At 61.3% G+C, this 20,381-nt stretch carries 16 protein-coding genes; 8 read left to right on the top strand and 8 right to left on the bottom strand.

All coding sequences use genetic code 11. The annotated features are described in order from the left end of the window. Positions 1 to 6: 6 nt before the first annotated feature. Positions 7 to 1,722, bottom strand: a complete 1,716-nt coding sequence (locus tag MWN76_RS19690) for a glycoside hydrolase family 43 protein (protein WP_250464683.1) — start codon at positions 1,720 to 1,722, stop codon at positions 7 to 9. A gap of 389 nt (positions 1,723 to 2,111) precedes the next feature. Here MWN76_RS19690 and araD1 point away from each other — a divergent pair, with 389 nt between their 5' ends. Further along, entirely contained in the window at positions 2,112 to 3,107 is a 996-nt protein-coding gene (araD1, locus tag MWN76_RS19685; RefSeq protein WP_250464681.1) for an AraD1 family protein, read from the top strand. A 314-nt stretch (positions 3,108 to 3,421) separates the two neighbouring features. On the opposite strand, the gene MWN76_RS19680 is transcribed toward araD1, so the two are convergent. Further along, positions 3,422 to 4,162, bottom strand: coding sequence for a FadR/GntR family transcriptional regulator (locus MWN76_RS19680; protein WP_250464679.1), 741 nt, complete (start codon positions 4,160 to 4,162; stop codon positions 3,422 to 3,424). A gap of 467 nt (positions 4,163 to 4,629) precedes the next feature. Between MWN76_RS19680 and MWN76_RS19675 the strand changes: the two genes are divergently transcribed. Continuing rightward, entirely contained in the window at positions 4,630 to 6,024 is a 1,395-nt protein-coding gene (locus MWN76_RS19675) for an MFS transporter (RefSeq protein ID WP_250464677.1), read from the top strand. A 228-nt stretch (positions 6,025 to 6,252) separates the two neighbouring features. Beyond that, the gene (locus MWN76_RS19670; protein ID WP_250464675.1) at positions 6,253 to 7,206 is read left to right on the top strand and encodes a glycoside hydrolase family 43 protein; all 954 of its coding nucleotides are present in this window, start codon (positions 6,253 to 6,255) and stop codon (positions 7,204 to 7,206) included. A gap of 82 nt (positions 7,207 to 7,288) precedes the next feature. Here MWN76_RS19670 and MWN76_RS19665 read toward each other — a convergent pair whose 3' ends face one another. From MWN76_RS19665 to djlA, 4 genes are all read right to left on the bottom strand, one after another. Next, positions 7,289 to 8,152 carry an OmpW/AlkL family protein gene (locus MWN76_RS19665; protein ID WP_250464673.1) on the bottom strand — a complete coding sequence of 288 codons (864 nt, stop codon included), beginning with the start codon at positions 8,150 to 8,152 and terminating at the stop codon, positions 7,289 to 7,291. Between the two features lie 262 nt (positions 8,153 to 8,414). Continuing rightward, the gene (locus MWN76_RS19660) at positions 8,415 to 9,236 is read right to left on the bottom strand and encodes an OmpW/AlkL family protein (RefSeq protein ID WP_250464671.1); all 822 of its coding nucleotides are present in this window, start codon (positions 9,234 to 9,236) and stop codon (positions 8,415 to 8,417) included. Between the two features lie 241 nt (positions 9,237 to 9,477). Continuing rightward, complete coding sequence (locus MWN76_RS19655; protein WP_250464669.1) at positions 9,478 to 9,783, bottom strand: BolA family protein; 306 nt, start codon at positions 9,781 to 9,783, stop codon at positions 9,478 to 9,480. A 33-nt stretch (positions 9,784 to 9,816) separates the two neighbouring features. Beyond that, the gene (gene djlA, locus MWN76_RS19650; protein ID WP_250464667.1) at positions 9,817 to 10,602 is read right to left on the bottom strand and encodes a co-chaperone DjlA; all 786 of its coding nucleotides are present in this window, start codon (positions 10,600 to 10,602) and stop codon (positions 9,817 to 9,819) included. 303 nt (positions 10,603 to 10,905) lie between these two features. On the opposite strand from djlA, the gene MWN76_RS19645 reads away from it, so the two are divergent. The 5 genes from MWN76_RS19645 (at position 10,906) to MWN76_RS19625 (ending at position 16,803) form a co-directional block, all read left to right on the top strand. After that, positions 10,906 to 11,526, top strand: a complete 621-nt coding sequence (locus MWN76_RS19645) for a hypothetical protein (protein ID WP_250464665.1) — start codon at positions 10,906 to 10,908, stop codon at positions 11,524 to 11,526. Further along, positions 11,523 to 11,987 carry a (2Fe-2S)-binding protein gene (locus MWN76_RS19640; RefSeq protein WP_250464663.1) on the top strand — a complete coding sequence of 155 codons (465 nt, stop codon included), beginning with the start codon at positions 11,523 to 11,525 and terminating at the stop codon, positions 11,985 to 11,987. The genes MWN76_RS19645 and MWN76_RS19640 overlap by 4 nt, the downstream gene beginning before the upstream one ends. Next, positions 11,984 to 14,155 (top strand): xanthine dehydrogenase family protein molybdopterin-binding subunit, encoded by a 2,172-nt coding sequence (locus MWN76_RS19635; RefSeq protein WP_250464662.1) that lies wholly within the window; start codon positions 11,984 to 11,986, stop codon positions 14,153 to 14,155. Before MWN76_RS19640 ends, MWN76_RS19635 begins: the two co-directional genes overlap by 4 nt. Before the next feature lie 104 nt (positions 14,156 to 14,259). Next, positions 14,260 to 16,434: an NHL repeat-containing protein gene (locus tag MWN76_RS19630; protein WP_250464661.1), complete on the top strand. Its 2,175-nt coding sequence runs from the start codon at positions 14,260 to 14,262 to the stop codon at positions 16,432 to 16,434. A 12-nt stretch (positions 16,435 to 16,446) separates the two neighbouring features. Continuing rightward, a complete protein-coding gene (locus MWN76_RS19625) occupies positions 16,447 to 16,803 on the top strand; it encodes a SpoIIAA family protein (RefSeq protein ID WP_250464660.1) in 357 nt (118 codons plus the stop codon). Between the two features lie 442 nt (positions 16,804 to 17,245). Here the strand turns inward: MWN76_RS19625 and MWN76_RS19620 are convergent, their stop codons facing one another. Then, positions 17,246 to 18,556, bottom strand: a complete 1,311-nt coding sequence (locus MWN76_RS19620) for a sodium ion-translocating decarboxylase subunit beta (RefSeq protein WP_250464659.1) — start codon at positions 18,554 to 18,556, stop codon at positions 17,246 to 17,248. A gap of 13 nt (positions 18,557 to 18,569) precedes the next feature. Beyond that, positions 18,570 to 20,363 (bottom strand): sodium-extruding oxaloacetate decarboxylase subunit alpha, encoded by a 1,794-nt coding sequence (oadA, locus tag MWN76_RS19615; RefSeq protein WP_250464658.1) that lies wholly within the window; start codon positions 20,361 to 20,363, stop codon positions 18,570 to 18,572. Positions 20,364 to 20,381 lie beyond the last annotated feature (18 nt).

Genomic DNA, 20,381 nt, shown 5'->3' with positions numbered 1-20,381 from the left:
CTGAGATCATTGCTCCTGAAGAGCCTCACCGTACAGAGCCAGACCAAAGTCTCCCGACTTCGATTCCTCCTCAATCAGTGATCGATCCCGGTAAGCCGCTCCTGTCAAATGGGTGTCTGTCTTTGTCCTTCGCCAGAAAAGGGGAGCCGTGTCGCGCACCCCCTGAAGCTCCAGTACATAGCGTCTGCCCGCTTTCAACTCGGGCTGGCGATGTTCATCCAGGTGGAATTGAAGCAGCCCCTGTGCCTGGGGCCTGTAGTTTATCCGCAGCCTTTCGCCAGACTCCAGAAGATTCCTCCCTACCCTATAGGAAGAAACAGAACCCATTTCGGCACTATCTTCGTCATCTTTGTCGAGCTCATACAGAGCCAGGGTCACGGGTTCATCTTCAGTTGTCCCGAACCCGTCACCGGCATACAAGCTGATTTCCTCCAGCCTGAAATCGACATCGGGGCTGAACGTCTGTCCCAGGGAAGTGGCGCCGCCGTCACCGTGATTAAAACTCTCTGGGACAATGGCGGTATTGTAGGGATCATCGGTAGTCTGCAATACTGGCCTCGATTCCCATTCGGTGGCTGCGACGGCCGCATTCTGCGTGACATCTATGTCGCTATCCACGGCAACCAGGGCGCCCCCCGGGTTAAAGATAGGCCTTTGATAGCCTCCGGGTGGCTGGCGCGGGACACTCACGCCCGCTTTTGTTTGCCTGATCGGCTTGATGGTTCCGTCTTCGTTATAGTAGAGATGTTCAAGAGCGATGGACCGTCTTCCCATGGCTCCCGGCACACCATCTATTGCCAGCTTGGCATCGTGATAGAAAAAGTACCATTGCCCCCCGTACTCGACGATGCCGGGATGGATGGTGTAGCTGTTTTCGGTGCGATCGGTGAGGATGCCCTGATAGGTCCAGGGCCCCGTGATATGGGAAGCTGTGCCGTAACACATCTTTTCGTACATATTCTGATGCGCAAAGCAGGGATAGGTCAGGTAATACAAGCCCTCTCGCTTGTGCAGCCACGGACCTTCGGTGTAGTTGGGCAGGTATATTTCCCGGATGGGCCCATCGAATTCAATCATATTCGGTTTTAACCTGGCCAGGTACAAATGCATGTTGCCCCAGGCGATCCAGGTTGTTCCGTCGGCATCGGTGAATACGGTTGGATCAATATCATCCCAGTCGTGCGGATCTTCCGGCGTGGGAGTGGTGGCATCAAAGGCCAGTGCGGAGCCCTTTGCATCCCTGAAGGGCCCCAGTGGTGTGTCCGCAACCGCGACGCCGATGGCCTTGCCGCTGTGCGGAGGACCGTGTTCCACAGTCGTGTAGAACCAGTACTTGCCCTCCTTTTCAATCACCTGGGAAGCCCAGGCATCCCTGATGGCCCAATCAAAATCGGTAGGCTTCATGACCGAACCGTGGAACGTCCAGTCCTTCATATCCGTGGTGGAGTACACAACCCATTCGGTGATGTTGAACATCTGGCCTTCGCCGGCCTCATCGTGCCCGGCATAGACATACAGAGTATCACCAACGACCAGCGGTGCCGGATCGGCCGTGAAAATATTCCTGAAGATCGGGTTTTCACCAGGCTCATACTGTTCCGCGTTTACGGATACTGAGAAAAGCGCAAGTACTGAAAGTATCAGCAGCGACTTCTTGGATGTAATTTCAGATGAGGTTTTGGTAGGTACGGCTGGATGGGAAAGACGATGGTTTCTTGCCATTTTTCTCTGCGGCCGCCACTATCGAGCGGGTTCGGCGGCAACCCTCCTGAATCGCTGACTGCCGCTACTGCCCTCTCGCGACGATTCTGGAGGGCGACTCAACGGCATGGTTATTATTGTTTGTCACTACGAAATGGTACCGCTACCATCAATGCTCACACAGCGCCGCAAGATATGTCAATAGTATTGTACGATTAAAGTCGGGACCCCACTTCAAGCCCCCTGTATCGCCCCATGGATCCCGGCCCCACAGCCCCGGCCAGCCGCGAAGTCATGGCCACCCGTTGTAATAAGTAATATTGTATTATATAAAGGCTCAGACGGCGCCGTTCGAAGAGCAATCTTTGGCCGACACTACTCAGATCAGACGACATGAAGAGAAAAAAGCAATGAGACTGATTCAGTTCACTGGAGAAGACGGCCAGCGAGCCGTGGGTGCCGTGGTCGACAGCAATACGATCGACCAGCTTGGCGATATAGAGACCATCTACCAGTTGGCGCAACAAGCCATCGAAAAAGGCGAGGCCCTGGAAACGCTGGCAACGAGCCTGCTGTCGGACACCCGCCTGGACTACCAGAAGATCATCGACGACAAGCGTCTCCTGGCGCCGATCGATCACCCGCAAGCCACCCAGCTGATGGTCGCCGGCACCGGCCTGACCCACCTGGGCAGCGCCGACACCCGCGCCGCCATGCACGCCCAGAACAGTGCCAGCGCCGAGGAAGACCTGACCGACACCATGAAGATGTTCAAGATGGGCGTCGAGGGTGGCAAGCCGGCTGCGGGTGAAACCGGCGTGCAGCCGGAGTGGTTCTACAAGGGCGACGGCGACAGCATCGCCGCGCCGGAAGCGACCCTGGAGAGCCCCTCCTTTGCACTGGACGCGGGCGAAGAGCCGGAGATCGCCGGAATTTATATCAACGACGCCGACGGCAATCCGCGCCGCATCGGTTTCGCGCTGGGCAACGAGCTGTCCGACCATGTGACCGAGCGCCAGAACTATCTCTACCTGGCCCACTCCAAGCTGCGCCCCTGCGCCATCGGCCCTGAACTGCTGCTGGGCGAACTGCCGGAACATATCGAAGGCGTCTCGCGCATCGTGCGGGACGGCGAGATCCTGTGGGAAAAGAGCTTCCTCAGCGGAGAGAAGAACATGTCCCACACGGTCACCAACCTGGAAGCGCACCACTTCAAGTACGCGGGTTTCTGTCGCCCGGGCCATGTGCACGTACATTTCTTCGGTACCGCGACCCTGAGTTTCGGCGATGGGATCGAGCCGCGCGAGGGCGACCGCTTTGAAATCGAAGCCGAACTCTTTGGCCGCCCGCTGCGCAACCCGCTGAAGATCGTCGAGCGCAAGATTCCGGCAGTGAAGCCACTCTAAACAGGCGCTAGTGGGCCGCTTAAAGTTCGGTAACAAAGGAGCACAGCCACAGCGTTCAGATCAAGGCGAGAAAGCGCAGGAATAGTGGTTCTACTTCAAGCTTTCTCAACGCAGAGCCGGGCGCTTTGGCGACGCGAACAGTTACACAACTTTCCGCATGGACCACTAGCCTGCATTTCTCACGATTCCGCACTCTCCCTGCGAGTAGGCGATCCCTCTGGGATCGCCCTTTTTATCCCCCACTCTGCCTTTTTCCATGGACACAAAAAAGGCGACCGCAAGGATCACCTTTTCATACCGGACAACCGGTATCGCTAAACGGCCACATCCACATCCGATTCCCCCGGCAGGCTGTCCAGCGCGCGGCGCACGGATTTGGACAGCAGGGACTTCATCTCGAAGCGGGCGCGCTCGGAATCGCCGTCGCGAATCCCCTGGAACACAGCCTTGTGGCCCGGCAGTGATGCGACGAACTCCGACTCCTCGGAACTGCTGATACGGAAAAGCCCCATCAATGCGGTTTTGATCGACTGCCCGAGAGAAACCATAAACTCATTATTGGTGGCGTGCAGTATCGCCATATGGAAATCGATATCCGTCAGGATCACGTCTTCGGTCCCGGCCTCGGCCTCTTCCATCGCGTGGAAGGCCTTTTCGATCTCGTCGATCTGCTCCGGCGTGGCGCGCTTGGCGGCCAGGGCGGCGGAGTTGGGCTCGATGATTTCGCGCACCTCGAACAGGGAGCGCAGGAATTCCGGTGACGGCGTGGACTCGAAACACCACTTGAGCACTTCGGAGTCGAACATGTTCCAGCAGTCTTTCGGGCGCACGCGGGTGCCCAGCTTGGGACGCGACTCGATCAACCCCTTGGCGGTCAGAATCTTGAAGGCTTCACGCAGTGCAGTGCGGGAGACATTCAGCTCCTCGCCGATCTTGGCCTCGTTGGGAATATACTCCCCGGGCTGGTAGGTCCCGCTTACGATCCGTGTCCCCAATTCGTAAGCCACCCAGGCGTGCACACTCCGCGGCCTGCTCTCCCTGACTTGGTTTGCCATATTAAAAATGCCTTGATAAAAAACTGCCAATTCGCGCATCCCGGCGTTACCGGCGCACTCCAGCAGGAAAATGATCGGAGTGTCGAATCGGGTCGTCGACTTGGGTGCTCCGGCCCTGGCGGAACGCAGTACAGCCATTTCCGCAAAAAATCATTCTACTACCTGGCCCGGGCCATTGGTACAGCGATTGGCCCTACCTTATTATTTTTCACCTTGCGGACAGCCGTCCTCGCAGCCACTCGGCGACGCACCGCCCCGCGCCGGAGGCCGCGACCGCGACGCCTCATCGCAACCCGGTCAGCATCAGATGTGCGATTTTGCGCCAATTGTGCTGTTATTGGAGGGCGCCGGGCGCGCCGCCCGATGTGCGATCCGCTTTGACATTAATACTACAATAATATATATATCGCAAACGCTCGATAACAATAAGCGGGCCCGTACCCCGGCGATAGATGGGAAACATAACAATGCAGTCCAACAAGCTTTCCGTAGTGGAAAAAGTCGGCTTCGGCGCCGGCGATATGGCCGTCAATGTGATGATCGCGGCCATGTTCTACTTCATGCAGTACTTTTATACGGATATTTTTGGCCTTAAGCCGGCACATGTGGGAACGCTGTTCCTCGCCGCGCGCTTTGTCGACGCCCTGAGCGACCCGCTGATGGGGCTCGTGACCGACAAGTTCAAAGGCCGGCACGGGCGCTTCCGGCCCTACTTCCTGTACCTGTCCATCCCCTATGGTTTTGCCGTCTGCCTGCTGTTTACCACGCCGGACCTGGACTACAACGCCAAGCTGGTATGGGCCTACCTGACCTATCTGTTCGCGACCCTGATGTTTACCGGCGTCGCCATCCCGTACATTTCCTATATCGGCGTGCTGACCAGCGATCCACAGGAGCGCTTGTCGGCCAATGGCTACCGCATGTTCTTCGCCAAAATCGCCAATGTGGTGATCGTCGCCTCGGTGCCGGAGCTGGCGCAATGGTGGGGCGGCGAGGACTCCGCCAAGGGCTACCAGTTTGCCATGGGCCTGATGTCGCTGGTCGGCGTGGGACTGTTGATGATGTGCTTCTTCACCACCCGCGAGCGGGTCGAGCATGTGGTGGACAAGAAGCCGTTGGGTGAACAGCTGAACCTGCTGCTGAAGAACGACCAGTGGCTGGTGCTGGCGGGGGCCTGCATGCTGGGCACCATCGGCTATGCGCTGCGCGGCGGTGTTGCCTTCTACTACACCATCTACTATCTCGGCGGCACCGAATCCATGGCCGCCAAGTTCACCAGTGCCGGCATCGTCGCCTCCATCGCCGCCATGGTGGCCTCCACCTGGATTACCAAGCGCTTTTGCAAGGTCAAGCTGTTCGGCTGGTCCCAACTGCTCCTGGCGGCCATCAGTGCACTGATGTACTTCGCCGTGGCCCCCGGCGATATCGTGCTGGCGTTTGTGCTCTATTTCATCCTGTCCTTCGTAGCGGACCTGCACGCACCCATTTTCTGGTCCGCGATCGCCGAGGCAGTGGACTACGGCGAGGCGAAGACCGGCAAACGCGTGTCCGGCCTGGCCTTCGGTGGCATTTCCTTCTGCCAGAAGGCCGGCACCGGTATCGCGGGCTTTATTACCGGCCTGCTGCTGACCTATTTCGGCTACCAGGCCGGCGAAGCCCAGAGCGAATTCGCCCTGACGGGGATCGCGCTGATGCTGACGGTGATCCCCGGCCTGTTCCACTTCCTGCTGGGCCTGCTGATGCGCAGGTACATCATTACCGACGACTACTACCACCGCCTGAAGAAAGAAGAGGGCGTGGCGCCGGCGGCGAAAGACGAAGACGACCGGGACGACGGCGACCTCGCACCCACGGCGCCCTGATCTCACATAGCCCGGATGGCGCGCAGCGCAATCCGGGCGTTCGTGCGATCGGCGTCATCCCGGATTCCGGCGCTACGCGCCTGCATCCAGGCTACGGACGGGCCAGTTCCTGCGTAGCCCGGATGGAGCGCAGCGCAATCCGGGGAATCGCACGATCGGCACCACTACGGATTTTCCCGAGTGCCCCGCCCTGCGGGGCAGAACAGAGAAGTACCCTGGAGCATTATTGTGACTGAATCATCCCCACTACTGCAGCCGCTGATCGAGCAGCGCGCGGATCCGTTCATCTACAAGCACAGCGATGGCTACTACTACTTCATCGCCTCTGTGCCGGAGTACGATCGCCTGGAGCTGCGCCGCTCGGAAACCCTGGCCGGGCTCGCGGATGCGGAGAAGGTCACCGTGTGGCGCAAGCCGGAAACCGGCCCCTATTCCGACCTGATCTGGGCACCGGAGATCCACTATATCGACGGCACCTGGGCCATCTATTTTGCCGCGGCGCCGTCGCGGGAGATCAAGCACGATCTGTTCCAGCACCGCATGTACGCAGTGACCACCACCGCCGCCAACCCGCTCGAGGGCGAATGGGCACTGAGCCAGGTGGATTCCGGCATCGACACCTTCTGCCTGGACGCCACCAGCTTCGAGCACCGCGGCCAGCGCTATTACCTGTGGGCACAGAAGGGACCGGATATTCCCGGCAACTCCAACCTGTATATCGCCCGCCAGGACTCTCCCACCAGTATTGCCGGCGAACCGGTGTGCCTGACGATTCCGGAATACGACTGGGAGAAAATCGGTTTTGCCGTCAACGAGGGCGCGGCGGTGATCAAGCGCCACGGTCGTATCTTTATCAGCTATTCCGCCAGTGCCACCAATCACAACTACTGCATGGGGCTGCTGTACGCCGATGAAGAGGCAGACCTGATGGACCCGGCCAGCTGGACCAAGTCGCCGGAGCCGGTGTTCCAGAGTTGTTACGAGCGCGGTATCTACGGCCCGGGCCACAACAGCTTTACCGTTTCGGAAGACGGCGAGCGCGATATCCTTGTCTATCACGCCCGCACCTACACCGAGATCGAGGGCGATCCGCTGTGGGACCCGAACCGCCATACCTATATCAAGGAATTCGGCTGGTCCGAAGATGGCATGCCGGTTTTCGGCCTCCCTTCCGAGCCCTGATTTCCACGGGCGGACACATTCCCCGCACAAAAAGAAAAGGCGCCGAAGCGCCTTTTCCCTTCATCCGTGAAAGAAGCCGGTATCAGAACCGATAACCGATACCCAGGTTGTAGACCCAGGGATCCAGGTCGAAGTCGGTTCTGATCGCCCTGACCGTGTCGAAGAAGAAGTTTTCGTTGTCTACACGGTAGTGCAGATCCGCTTTCACTTCGGTATCCAGGTACATCACGGCGGCATTGACCAGCCAGTTGCTGTCGCGACCGAACATGATGTCGACACCCGCCTGCGCGGCCCAGCCCCAGTCGTCGTCGTAGCGCACACGGCCGTCGAGGGGAGTTACACCACCGGCGTAATCCACCAGGAAGTCCGCGAAACGTCCACGCACATTGTGGTTGTCGAAGTCGGTGTAGTGGGCACCGATACCGACGTATGGCTGGACCCAGGACTCGGTGCACACCGGGAACCAGTTGGCCATGGCGAAACCGGACCAGCGGCTCAGTTGCCCGAGGCGCAGGTCGCGGTCATCGATGACGACGATCTCGTCATTGATAATATCCACCAGCTCCGGATTGCGGATATCCAGGTCGTGGTCGGTTTCGCCGATATAGCCCACTTCCAGCATGAAGTGGTCCATAGGCATAAAGCCGGCGGTGAAGTTCCACGAGGTATCGTCATCGATACGGAAACCCAGGCGATCGTAATCGTCGTACTGGTCCTGGAACTGATCGATGTAGAAGCGATCATCGATGCGGAAGTGGTCGCGATCGTTGTCGGGATCTACAAAGGAAGCACCGACGCGAAACACGGCTGTCCCAGCAGAGTAAACCGGGTCCGGGCCGGACGGCGGCGGCGGGGCGTAACCGGAGGGACCGGCCAGAGCCTGGTGGGACGCCACCACGGCGGATACAGCCAGTGCCAGAGGTGTCAGAATGCGCGTCATTTTCATAGTAAAACTCCATTGATATTCGGCAAATTGAACAGCAATTAACCCAATCACTTTCAGTTTAGACACGCTGCAAAAAGCTGTAGAAAAAATACCCAACATTGACGGTAAAGCTTGGAACATTGACGTAAATTGGCGCGTAAAAATTTTTTCTGGCGCAAGAAAAATTTTCAATGGCGCTTTTTTCCTATTTTTTCCGTCACCCCTTCCCCCCGCAGGCGAAGAAAAAGGCGCCGAAACGCCTTTTTCCGCACTGGGGGAAAGATCAGAACTTGTAGCCGACCCCGAGATTGAACACCCAGGGATCCACATCCAGATCGGTTCTCACGGCATTCAGGAAGCGGCGCTCCATATCCTGGTTGTCCAGCCCCCGCACCGGGTAGCGCAGGCTGGTTGTGGTCTCGACATCGTGATACTGCACCGCGGCGTTGGCGAGCCAGTTGCTGTCGCGGCCGAATACGATATCGATGCCGATCTGGCCGGCCCAACCCCAGGTGTCATCCACACTGACCCGCGCCGGGCCGATCGCATCAGCGATCAGTGCCAGGTCTTCGTTGACGGGCTCGCGCACAGTGACACTGTCAAAATGGGTGTAGACAGTGCCGAAGCCGATATACGGCTGTACCCACGACTCCTTGCAGACCGGAAACCAGTTCACCAGCAGGGTGCTGGAGGTTCTCTCCAGATTGCCCAGGTTGCGCCTGTTGCCCGGGATTTCCGGCAGGCCGAGCAGTCTCAACCGGCGGACCTCCAGGTCGTGGTTGGATTCGCCGACGTAGCCGTACTCAATCGAGAAGTGATCGATCGGCATGAACATGGCGCTGAACTGCCAGGTGGTGTTGTCATCCAGTTCGTACTTGAGCCCGGAAAACTCGGGAAAAATGTAGGGGTCGCGCAGGTTGCCGGAAGTGGAGTCCGGATCGACGTAGGCGCCGCCGAGACGCACCACCGCGGTGCCGGCTTCGTAAACCGCCTTCGGCCCGGAAGGCGCAGGCGGCGCGTAGCCGGACGGTCCGGCCATGGAGGGGGAAGCGACAATTGCCGATGCGGCAAATGCCAGGGATGCCAGAATGCGCTCCTTTTTCATAGGTCATACTCCATTGATATTCGACGGGTGAAATTGCAATCGGCCCAATCATGATCAGTCTAGTCGGCTGGTTGTAAAGTTCGGCAGTAAAAGCCCAATTGGCGTCAAGGAATGGAGGGGCAAAAATACGCGCGTCGGGAATCGGCACGGCTGAAGGAAGGAGGATAGTGCGCGGGGCTGCGCTGCTGGAAAAGAGGCGCGGCAGCCTGTAAAACTGCCGCGCCGCGTTGAGCAGAGGGAATCAGTGCTTGCCGCCACCCAGGCACTGGGGGCTTTCCGGAGCCTCGCCCGGCCACTCTTCCGGACTGTAGGTGTGCAGCGCCAGCGCGTGCACCGGCCCGGCCATCTCTTCGGCGAGTACACCGTAGACCTTCTGGTGGCGCTGCACCTTGCGCAGCGATGCGAAGGCGCCGCTTACCAGGACCACGCGGAAATGCATCTCGGAGCCGGCCGGCACATTGTGCAGGTGGCTCTCGCACTGGACGTCGATATGCTGCGGATCGAACTCGTCCCGCAGCTTGTTCTCGATGGTTTCGGCAAGGCTCATTGTGTACCTCTGGTCAATCCCGTTATAAACGTGTCAGGTGGTCGCAGCGGCTTTGCGTTTGCGCGCCTCGACGATGGTGTCGTAGGCCACGGTAACACTTTTCATCTGGTCCTCGGCGTGGCGCATGAACTCCTCCGGCAACCCCTTGGACGCGATCTTGTCCGGATGGAATTCCGCCGCCTTGCGCCGGTAGGCCAGCTTCAGGTCGCGATCGCTGGTTTCCGGCGTGCAATCCAGTACGGCGTAATGCTGCTCCAGGCTCGCCGCGGAGGAAGCCGGGGCACCGCGTTCGAATTCGCCCTGCATGGCGGCAAAGATGGACGCGTGCAGCCCCAGGTACTCGGGAATGCGCCGCAGTATCTCCTCCTCGCTCGCGTGCAGTTCGCCATCGGCGTGGGCCACCGCAAACAGGACGCGGTAGACCATCTCGCGCATCGCCTGGTTGTGCACCAGTTGCCGGTACTGGGCGGCGTAATCGTAGATGCTGTATTTGTCGCTCTTGGCGTTCTGGAAAATCTTGATCGCCTGCTTGCGGTCCTCGGCGGACAGCCGCAGGTTGTTTTCCATGAAGTCCTCGATAAAGCGAACTTCCGCCCTGGACACCTGGCCGTCCGCCTTGGCCATCTTCGCCAGCATCGAGAACAGCGTGACGATAAACACCGCCTGCGCGCCGTCACGGTTCAGCTTGCCGGCGGCACCGGTCACCCGCTGCAGGCCGGAGCTGAATGAACTGCCGATCCAGGCCCCCAGCGCCGCGCCGATGGGACCGCCAAACATCATGCCGATACCGGCCCCGATACCCGCGCCCAACCAGGACATAGTCTCTCCTCCGGACGCTCTGCCGCGCCCCTTCGATAATCAAAAACGCGCCTATGATACCACGCGCACCGCTCTGACCGGACAGCTTGCCGACCGATCGGTCACGCCATGATGGGAGTGTCCGGCGCCAGCCGGACAATTTCTGACACGACACTCCTCGCGAGATGGGTCCGCCCTGCCCCCGCCCACTCCGGTTTGCATATGGTTTCAGGAGCCACAAATGGCCGGAGTCCGCCTGCGGGCAGGCTCCGGCGGTTTGCGTGGCGGGCATTCTTCCTCTAAAGCGGACAGAGCAAAATGGCAATGCGGCAGACGAGCTCCCATCTGCGGTCACTGGTCGCGGTCGCGTCGACCACCGCGCTGCTGGTGCTTGCCGGCTGCGATTCGGGGAAACAGCGGGAGCCGCCGACACCGGCCCCGGATCCGCGCGCGATGCAGGCCTGGGAACAGGTGGCAGGCGTGCTGAGGCATCCCCGCTGCCTCAACTGCCACCAGGTGGAGAGCCCGCTGCAGGGCGACGAGGGCCGCGCGCATATCCCGCGGGTGGTGCGCGGCAAGGACAATCTCGGTGTCGCCGCCATGCGTTGCGGCAACTGTCACAGCCCGTCGGGCAACAATCCCTCCTCCGGTGTGCCCGGTGCGCCCCACTGGTCGCTGGCACCGCTGTCGATGAACTGGTCCGGGCTGTCGTCCGCCGAACTGTGCCGCGCGCTGATCGATCCGGAGCGCAACGGCAACCGCGATGCCGGGGCACTGGTAAAACACATGGGCGAGGACAAGCTGGTGCTCTGGGGCTGGGCCCCCGGCACCGGCCGCGAACCTGTGCCGCTGGCCCACGACGCGTTCATGGAACAACTGCAGGTCTGGGTCAACGCCGGAATGCCCTGCCCGAAGGATGCGGCAACCGAGGGAGACCGATCGTGATCACGCTGAAAATCAATGGCGAATCCCACCAGTTGGACGCGGATCCACAGATGCCCCTGTTGTGGGCGATACGCGATCACCTGAACCTGACCGGCACCAAATACGGCTGTGGCCGCGCCCTGTGCGGCGCCTGCACCGTGCATATCGACGGCGAGGCGGCGCGCTCCTGCTCCGTCATGCTGGGCGATGCCGCGGGCAGGGATATCACCACCATCGAGGCCATCGAGGGCCCGGTGGCCGAGGCCGTCGTCGGGGCCTGGCGGGAATTGAACGTGGTGCAATGCGGCTACTGCCAGTCGGGCCAGATCATGTCGGCGATCACGCTGTTGTCGAAAAACCCCGATCCCAGTGACGAGGATATCGACGCGAGCATGGAGGGCAACCTCTGCCGCTGCGGCACCTACCAACGCATCCGCGCCGCCATCCACCGCAGCGCCAGAAACCTCGGAGGCCGCTCGTGAACAGAAGCACCGGCCAGCCGGCATCCGCGACGCGGCGGCAATTCCTGAAGGCGGCTGCAACCGGGGCCGCCGTGTTCGCAATCGGCTTTTACCTGCCCTTCGGCCGCCGCGCGCGAGCCCAGGGTGTACCGCAGGCAGTGGAAACGCCGCCGCCCAACCTGTTCCTGACCATCGATGCCGACAACAACATCACCCTGATCAGCAAATATCTCGAGATGGGCCAGGGTGTGACGACCGGCCTGGCCACGCTGCTGGCGGAGGAACTGGAGGCGGACTGGTCGCAGATGCATTTCGAATTCGCCCCCAACGATGCCTCCGTCTACAACAACCTGGTGTTCGGCCCGGTCATGGGCACCGGCGGCTCCACTTCCATGGCCGGCTCCTGGGAGCAGATGCGCAAGGTCGGTGCCGCCGCGCGCAGCATGTTTGTCGAGGCAGCGGCGCGAAAGTGGCGGCTGCCGATGGGCGAACTGAAAGCCGAAAAGGGACACGTCCTGCACGGTTCCGGCAAAAGGGCAAGCTACGGCGAACTGGCGGCCGATGCAATGCAATTGCCGGTCCCCCGGGACGCCCCGCTGAAAGATCCGGCCGACTGGAAACTGATCGGCAAAAACCTGCCGCGCATCGACTCCCCGGACAAGACCGATGGTCGCGCAACCTTTGCACTCGACATACGCCGCCCCGGTACTGTGACCGCGGCCGTCGCCCACCCGCCGCTGTTTGGCGCCCGCCCCACGGGATTCGACGCCGATGCGGCGAAGAAGCTGCCCGGGGTACTGGACGCGGTGCAGATTCCCACCGGCGTCGCGGTATTGGCCAGGGATAGCTGGAGTGCCCTGCGCGGCCGCGACCTGCTGTCAGTGGAGTGGGACAACAGCAATGCCGAGACCCGCTCCAGCGAGCAGATACTGGCGGATTACCGCAGGCAGGCCGAGGGTGCGGGATTGCCGGCCGCCAATCGCGGCGATGCGGCCGCGGCCCTGGGCAGGGCGACCCAGAAGTTCAGCGCCGAATTCACCTTCCCCTACCTGGCCCACGCACCGATGGAGCCGCTCAACTGCGCCCTGGAAATGAAAGACGGCGAGGCGCACCTCTGGGCCGGCAGCCAACTGCAGAGTATCGACGAGCGGGTGATCGCCGAAATCATGGGTATCGGGGTGGACAGGGTGCGGATCCATACCCTGCTCAGTGGCGGCAGTTTCGGCCGCCGCGGCAACCCCGTGGGCGACTGGGTCGCGGAGCTGGCACAGATCGTCAAGGCCAGCGACAGCAAGGCGCCGGTGCATCTTCTGTGGAGTCGCGAGGACGATATCCGCGGCGGTTTCTACCGGCCCGCGGTGCTGCACCAGTTGGAGGTGGGCCTGAACGATGAAGGCGACATCAGCGGCTGGCAACACAAGGTGGTGACCCAGTCGATTTTCAGCGGCACCCCCTTCGAGCAGATGATGGTCTCTGATGGCGTCGACCACAGCAGTGTCGAGGGACTGGCGGATACGCCCTATCAGATCGGCGATTTCTCCGTGCGCTCCTTCAATGCCGAATCCCCGCTGCCGGTCCTCTGGTGGCGCTCGGTGGGCCACAACCATACGGCCCATGTGGTGGAAACCACCATCGACGCACTGGCCGCGATGGCGGGCGCCGACCCGGTCGAATACCGCCTGAAGCTATTGCCCGATGCGCGCGATCGGGAAACCCTGAAACTCGCCGCGGGCAAATCGGGCTGGGGCGGCAACCCGGGCGAGAATCGCGGTCGCGGTATCGCCTGCCACAGATCCTTCGGCACCCCGGTTGCGCTGGTCGCGGATGTGACCGTCGACGGCGACGCTTTTCAGGTGGACAAAATTGTCGCCGCAGTGCACTGCGGCGTGGCCATCAATCCGGATATCGTCGCCGCCCAGGTCGAGGGTGCCATCGGCTTCGCCCTGTCTACACTGTTGCGCAATGAGATCACGCTCGAGAACGGGCGGGTGCAGCAGAGCAACTTCCACAACTATGTGCCGACGCGTATGCGGGAAATGCCGAAGGTGGAAGTGCATATAGTGCCTTCCACCGATGCGCCCACCGGCATCGGTGAACCCGGTGTGCCGCCACTGGCTCCGGCCGTGGGGAACGCCATCGCAGCAGCCACTGGAAAACGTATGTACAGGTTGCCGTTTGCGCTGGCCTGAGCCGGCACGGAGGCCGGAAAAACTGTGCCATACTTTCGGCAGACACGCAGTTGCGACTCTTCGCGGTCGTGAACCGATGGAAGTATTTCAGGGAAGTAAGGTTCATGGAAGATCGATGCACCCCCTCGGTTGTTTTTCCCCTCTGCCGGCCTGGCCGCGCCCTCGTTCTGCTGTCGGCGCTGGTACTGGCCGGCACCGCGGCCGCCGGCCCCCATGAATCCCATCCGCTGTTCGACCTCTGGAAAGACCACCGCGGCTTCGGCGGGAAGATGCTGGTGCGGGGCTCGCTATCCGGCAACGGCAACCCCCTGCCCGGCTACCGGGTTTCGCTCTATGCCAGCGACGCGGGCGGGGCGAAACACGGCCGTGTCGTCGCCCACACGCACACCGACGACGCCGGCAATTTCAGGCTGCATTACCGAAAGCCCTTCGCGCTTTCCCCCCGGCTCAAACCGGTTTATTTCGTGATCGCCGAAAAGGGGCCCAAGATGCTGGCCAGCGTAATCGGCAGCGGCTACCGGGTGCCGCGGCATATCGTCGTCAACGAACGCACCACCGTGGCCACCGCCGTTTCCTACGCCCAGTTTATCCGCGGGCGGGAAATCCGCGGCAACCGATACGGTATGCTGAACGCGGTGAAGATGGCGGCGAATATGGCCGACCCGCGCACCGGCGACGCCAGCCCGATACTGCGCCGCAAGCCCAATGGCGGCGATACGGATACCTACAACACGTTCAATGCACTGAGCAATGTCGTCGCCGCCTGTGTCGCCAGCGCGGGCAATTGCGATGCGCTGTTTGCGGTGACCACACCCGCGGGCGAACCCGAACCGGAAACCGTGCTGGAGGCCCTGGCCAACCTTACCCGCCACCCGGCCTACCCGAACTACCCCGATAATGTCGACGACCCCATTTACCTGCTGTCGCTGGCATCCCCGATCTACCAGCCGGCACTCGGCGATCGTCCCACCAGCTGGCTGCTGTTCCTGAAATTCACCGGCGGTTTCTACTCCGACCAGGACAGCGGCAACCTGATGAACGGTCCCGGCAATATCGCCATCGACCGGCGCGGCTACGCGTGGGTGGTCAACAACTACAAACCGGCGGCGCCGGATGAATACGCCTGCACCGGCCAGCGACTGCTGAAGTTCTACCCCTGGGGAGAGACGTTTCCCGGATCGCCCTACTTCGGCGGCGGGCTCAGTGGTGCCGGCTTCGGTGTCACCTTCGATCCGCGCGGCAACCTGTGGGTCGGCAATTTCGGTTTCGAGGCGCCCGCCTGTGCAGACGGCACAGTGCCGCCGGACCCGGCCAGGAAAATCCCGGCCACCCACAACAGCGTCTCGCTGTTCCACCCCAGCGGTATTCCGCTCTCGCCGCGCGGTGGCTTTACCCGCGGCAATATCGGGTGGCCGCAGGGTACGGTATCGGACAGGGAGGGCAATATCTGGGTGGCCAACTGCGGCAACGATACGGTCACCCTGATTCCCGGGGGCAACCCGCTGCTGGCCAGGAATATCCCGCTGCCCGGCGCCACCACCGGCGACACGCCGAACCTGAAACCGTTCGCCATTTCCATCGATCCCAAGGGGCGCGCCTGGGTCACGGGCAACCAGTCGGCAGAGGTGTATATCGTCTCGACCGACGGCACCGTGGAAGTAGTGGATTCCTCCTCGGTGGACCTGTCCTGGCTGATCGGCATTTCCGGCGACAGCAAAGGGAATATGTGGGTGTCCAGTTCCGATGCGGTGAAGCTGCCCTGCGCCGATCCATTCGATCCCCAGGATGGCAATCAACCGTCGATCGTGCTGTTCCCGGCCGATGGCAGCCCCCCCACGCAAATCACCAATGAAGGCGGCCTCACCCTGCCCTGGGGCAGCGCCGTGGACGGCAGTGACTCCCTGTGGGTGTTCAACTTCGGCCGCACGCCGATTGAAGACGTGACCAACGACACCGAGTGGGACGATACCGGCATTTCCCACTTCTGCGGTTCCGGCGACTGTCCACAGGGTCTGGCGATGGGCGACCCCATATCGCCGTTTACCGGCTATACCAGCAATGCCCTGGAGCGCATCACCGGCGGCGGCATCGACCCCTCCGGCAATATCTGGCTGATGAACAACTGGAAGAAACCGGGCCCGCTGCTCTACGACATCAACCCCGGCGAGAATTCCATTGTCATCGTGCCCGGGGCCGCGACACCGATCCAGACACCACTGATAGGCCCGCCGCGCTCATTTGGCAGGCTGACATCCACAGCAGACGTCCACGATCACTGAGCGGAGACTCGCATGCTTAAAATGGAAGGGGTGAATGAAAACCGGGTACTGACCCTGGCCGCCAACGGCAAACTCACCGCCGAGGATTACCGCCGGTTGCTGCCGGACCTGGAAAAGAAACTGGAGGAATACGGAGCCCTGCGTTTCTATATCAAACTCGAGGACTTCGATGGCTTCGATATGGGCGCACTCTGGGAAGACCTGAAATTCGATCGCAAACACGCGCACCAGTATGGCAAGACCGCCATTGTCGGCGATGAAAAATGGGAGGAACTGGGCACCCGTTTTTCCGACCTGTTTATGGATGCAGAAATGCGGTTTTTCTATAAGGACCAGCAGCTCGAGGCGTGGGACTGGGTCAATCGTTAGTGGCCCCGATACCGCAGGGCCCCGTATTCAACAAATAAAGCCCAGTGGCGGCACTGCTACCGATAGCGGTTTGCCAGACACGCTGTGGATACATCCCTGTACGCTCTAATCGACATCCCTGTCTCATAAGGTCTGTCAAACCGCTATCGGTATCAGCGCCTTCGCAGCAACATCGGTATTTCTATCTGGCTTTTTACCAAAGGCTGCACTTCGAAGCGTCATCCCGGACTCGATCCGGGATCCAGTGACAGCGCCCCGGCGGCCTGGATTCCGGATCGAGTCCGGAATGACCACCGTATGGAACGAATACAGAACTCGACTGTCGTTAAAGGAGCCTGAATACCACTATCATGTCGATAGGAAAATATCAGTAGCGGGCCCTTCCTGAACGAACTGACAAGCGCCAGGACGAACACAGAGTCCCCGGCATCCGGTTCCCTCCTCAGCCAGTCATCGCCCGAACCATGGTGATCATCACGCCGGCCGCCACCGCCGAACCGATGACGCCGGCCACGTTCGGGCCCATGGCGTGCATCAGCAGGAAGTTGTGCGGGTTGGCCTCCAGGCCGATCTTGTTGGACACGCGCGCGGCCATGGGTACCGCGGAGACGCCGGCGGAACCGATCAGCGGGTTGACCTTGTGCTGGCTGAAGACATTCAACAGTTTCGCCATCAGTACACCGCAGGCTGTGCCGATCGCAAAGGCGACGATCCCCAGCGCCAGGATACCCAGTGTCTTCGGGTCCAGGAACTTGTCCGCCGCCAGTTTCGAACCCACGGACAGGCCGAGGAAAATGGTGGTGATATTGATCAGCGCGTTCTGGGCCGTATCCGACAGGCGCGCCACCACACCGCACTCGCGCATCAGGTTGCCGAAACAGAACATCCCCAGCAGCGGCGCCGCATCCGGCAGGAACAACGCCACCAGTATCAGCAGCAACAGCGGGAAGGTGATTTTCTCGCGCTTGCTGACGTGGCGCAGTTGCACCATCTCGATCCTGCGCTCCTCCGGCGTCGTCAGCGCGCGCATGATCGGCGGCTGGATCAGCGGTACCAGTGCCATGTAGGAGTAGGCCGCCACGGCGATGGCGCCGAGCAGTTCCGGTGCCAGCAGGCTGGAAACGTAGATAGCCGTGGGGCCGTCGGCGCCGCCGATGATACCGATGGCGGCGGCATCGGCGATGGAGAAATCCATGATGCCGGCCACCGACAGTCCCACCGCACCCATCACGGTGGCGAAAATACCGAACTGCGCCGCGGCGCCCAGGAACAGGGTACGCGGATTGGCGAGCAGCGGGCCGAAATCCGTCATCGCGCCCACGCCCATGAAAATCACCAGCGGCGCGGCACCGGAAGCGATGGCCACACTGTAGAAGTTGTACAGCATGCCGTTGCTGAAGCCGTTGTCGATCGCCAGTTGCGCGGCCTGGCCCTTGATCGCCGCCGGTGCATTGGCCAGCGCCCCTTTCATGGCATGGAGATCGCCGCCGTCGACGCCCAGCAGTTGCGCCATCTGCAGCACCACACCGCTGTCGCCGGAGACGATGGCAGTCTCCGCCGCGGACAGCGCCAGGTCCGCGCCGGGAATATTGGCGAGGATACCGCCGAAGCCGATGGGCACCAGCAGCAACGGTTCGAAATTCTTGCGGATGGCGAGAAACAGCAGCACCAGCCCGACGAGAATCATGGCGAACTGGCCGGTCGCCATCTGGTAGACACCGGACGACTGCCACAGGTTGATCAGGTTCTGCACGAGCGTCTCCCCTTTACGCGATGGACAGCAGGACATCGCCCACCGCCACGGCATCGCCCTCTTTCACCGCCACTTCAGTGACGGTGCCGGCCCGCGGCGCACTGACCGAGGTCTCCATCTTCATCGCCTCCAGTACCACGATGCTCTCGCCCTCGGCAACCTGGTCGCCGGGCCTGGCCAGCACCTTGAAAATATTGCCGGCCAGCGGCGCCTTGACCGGCTCACCGCCGCTGCCGGGGGCCGCCGCAACGGGCGCGGATTCGGTCGATGCAGAACCGTTGTCCGTCGGTGCCATACCGGTGACGTCGCCGCCGTCGGCAACGGTGACGGTGTAGGACTTGCCTTCGATGGTGACGGTATAGACACCCTCGCCCCTGTCGTTGGTCACCGCACTGGCCCCGGCACCGGTGGGCGCCGGTTCAAAGGCATCCGGGTTGCCGCGGTTCTGCAGGAATTTGAGACCGATCTGAGGGAAGAGCGCGTAGGTCAGCACATCGTCGATTTCCCCGCCGTCGCCGGCCAGGGCGATATCCTGTGCGGAGGCCTTTTCCTCCAGCTCCGCGGTCAGTTTCTCCAGTTCCGGTTGCAGCAGGTCCGCCGGGCGGCAGGTTACCGGCGCGTCGCCTTCCAGTACCCGCTGCTGCAGCTCCCGGTTCACTTCCGCCGGTGTCGCGCCGTACTCGCCGCGCAGTACCGCCGCGGTCTCCCTGGAGATGGTCTTGTAGCGCTCGCCGGTCAGCACGTTCAGTACCGCCTGGGTGCCGACAATCTGCGACGTCGGGGTGACCAGCGGGATATAGCCCAGGTCTTCGCGCACGCGGGGAATTTCCTCCAGAACCTCGTCGAGCCGGTCGCCGGCGCCCTGCTCGCGCAACTGGTTTTCCATATTGGTCAGCATGCCGCCGGGCACCTGCGCCACCAGGATGCGCGAATCCACGCCCCGGAGCGAGCCCTCGAATTTGGCGTACTTCTTGCGCACCTCGCGGAAATAGCCGGCGATCTCCTCCAGCAGCTCGATATCCAGGCCGGTATCGCGGTCGGTGCCCTCGAGAATCGCCACCAGGGATTCGGTGGGGCTGTGGCCGTAGGTCATGGACATGGAGGAGATGGCGGTATCCACATTGTCGATACCCGCCTCCACGCATTTCAGCGCGGTGGCAGTGGAAAGGCCGGTCGTGGCGTGGCACTGCATATGGATCGGAATATCCACAGCTTCCTTCAATCGCGTGACCAGCTCGTAACCGTCGTAGGGGCGCAGCAGGCCGGCCATATCCTTGATGGCGATGGAGTCGGCTCCCATATCCTCGATCTGGCGCCCCAGGTCCACCCACAGGTCCATGGTGTGGACCGGGCTCACGGTATAGGAAATGGTGCCCTGGGCGTGCCTGCCCTGTTTTTTGACTGCGCGCAGTGCCGTCTGCAGGTTGCGCATATCGTTCATGGCGTCGAACACACGGAAAACATCGACACCGTTTTCCGCTGCGCGCTCGACAAATTTTTCCACCACGTCGTCGGCATAGTGGCGGTAACCGAGAATATTCTGGCCGCGGAACAGCATCTGCTGCGGCGTGTTGGGCATGGCTTTTTTCAATTCGCGGATACGCTCCCAGGGATCCTCGCCCAGATAGCGGATACAGGCATCAAAAGTGGCGCCGCCCCAGGACTCCAGTGACCAGAAGCCGACCTTGTCCAGCTTTTCTGCAATCGGCAGCATATCGTCCAGCCGCAAACGGGTCGCGAATAGTGACTGGTGCGCATCGCGCAGGACCACATCGGTAATACCCAGTGGTTTCTTTACCTCAGTCATGGGTTATCTCTCTCGGCA

The sequence above is a fragment of the Microbulbifer litoralis genome, from assembly GCF_023634065.1.
Lineage (GTDB): Bacteria > Pseudomonadota > Gammaproteobacteria > Pseudomonadales > Cellvibrionaceae > Microbulbifer > Microbulbifer litoralis.
Note: the sequence above shows the minus strand (reverse complement) of the source record. Positions and strands in the feature narration are given on the sequence as shown.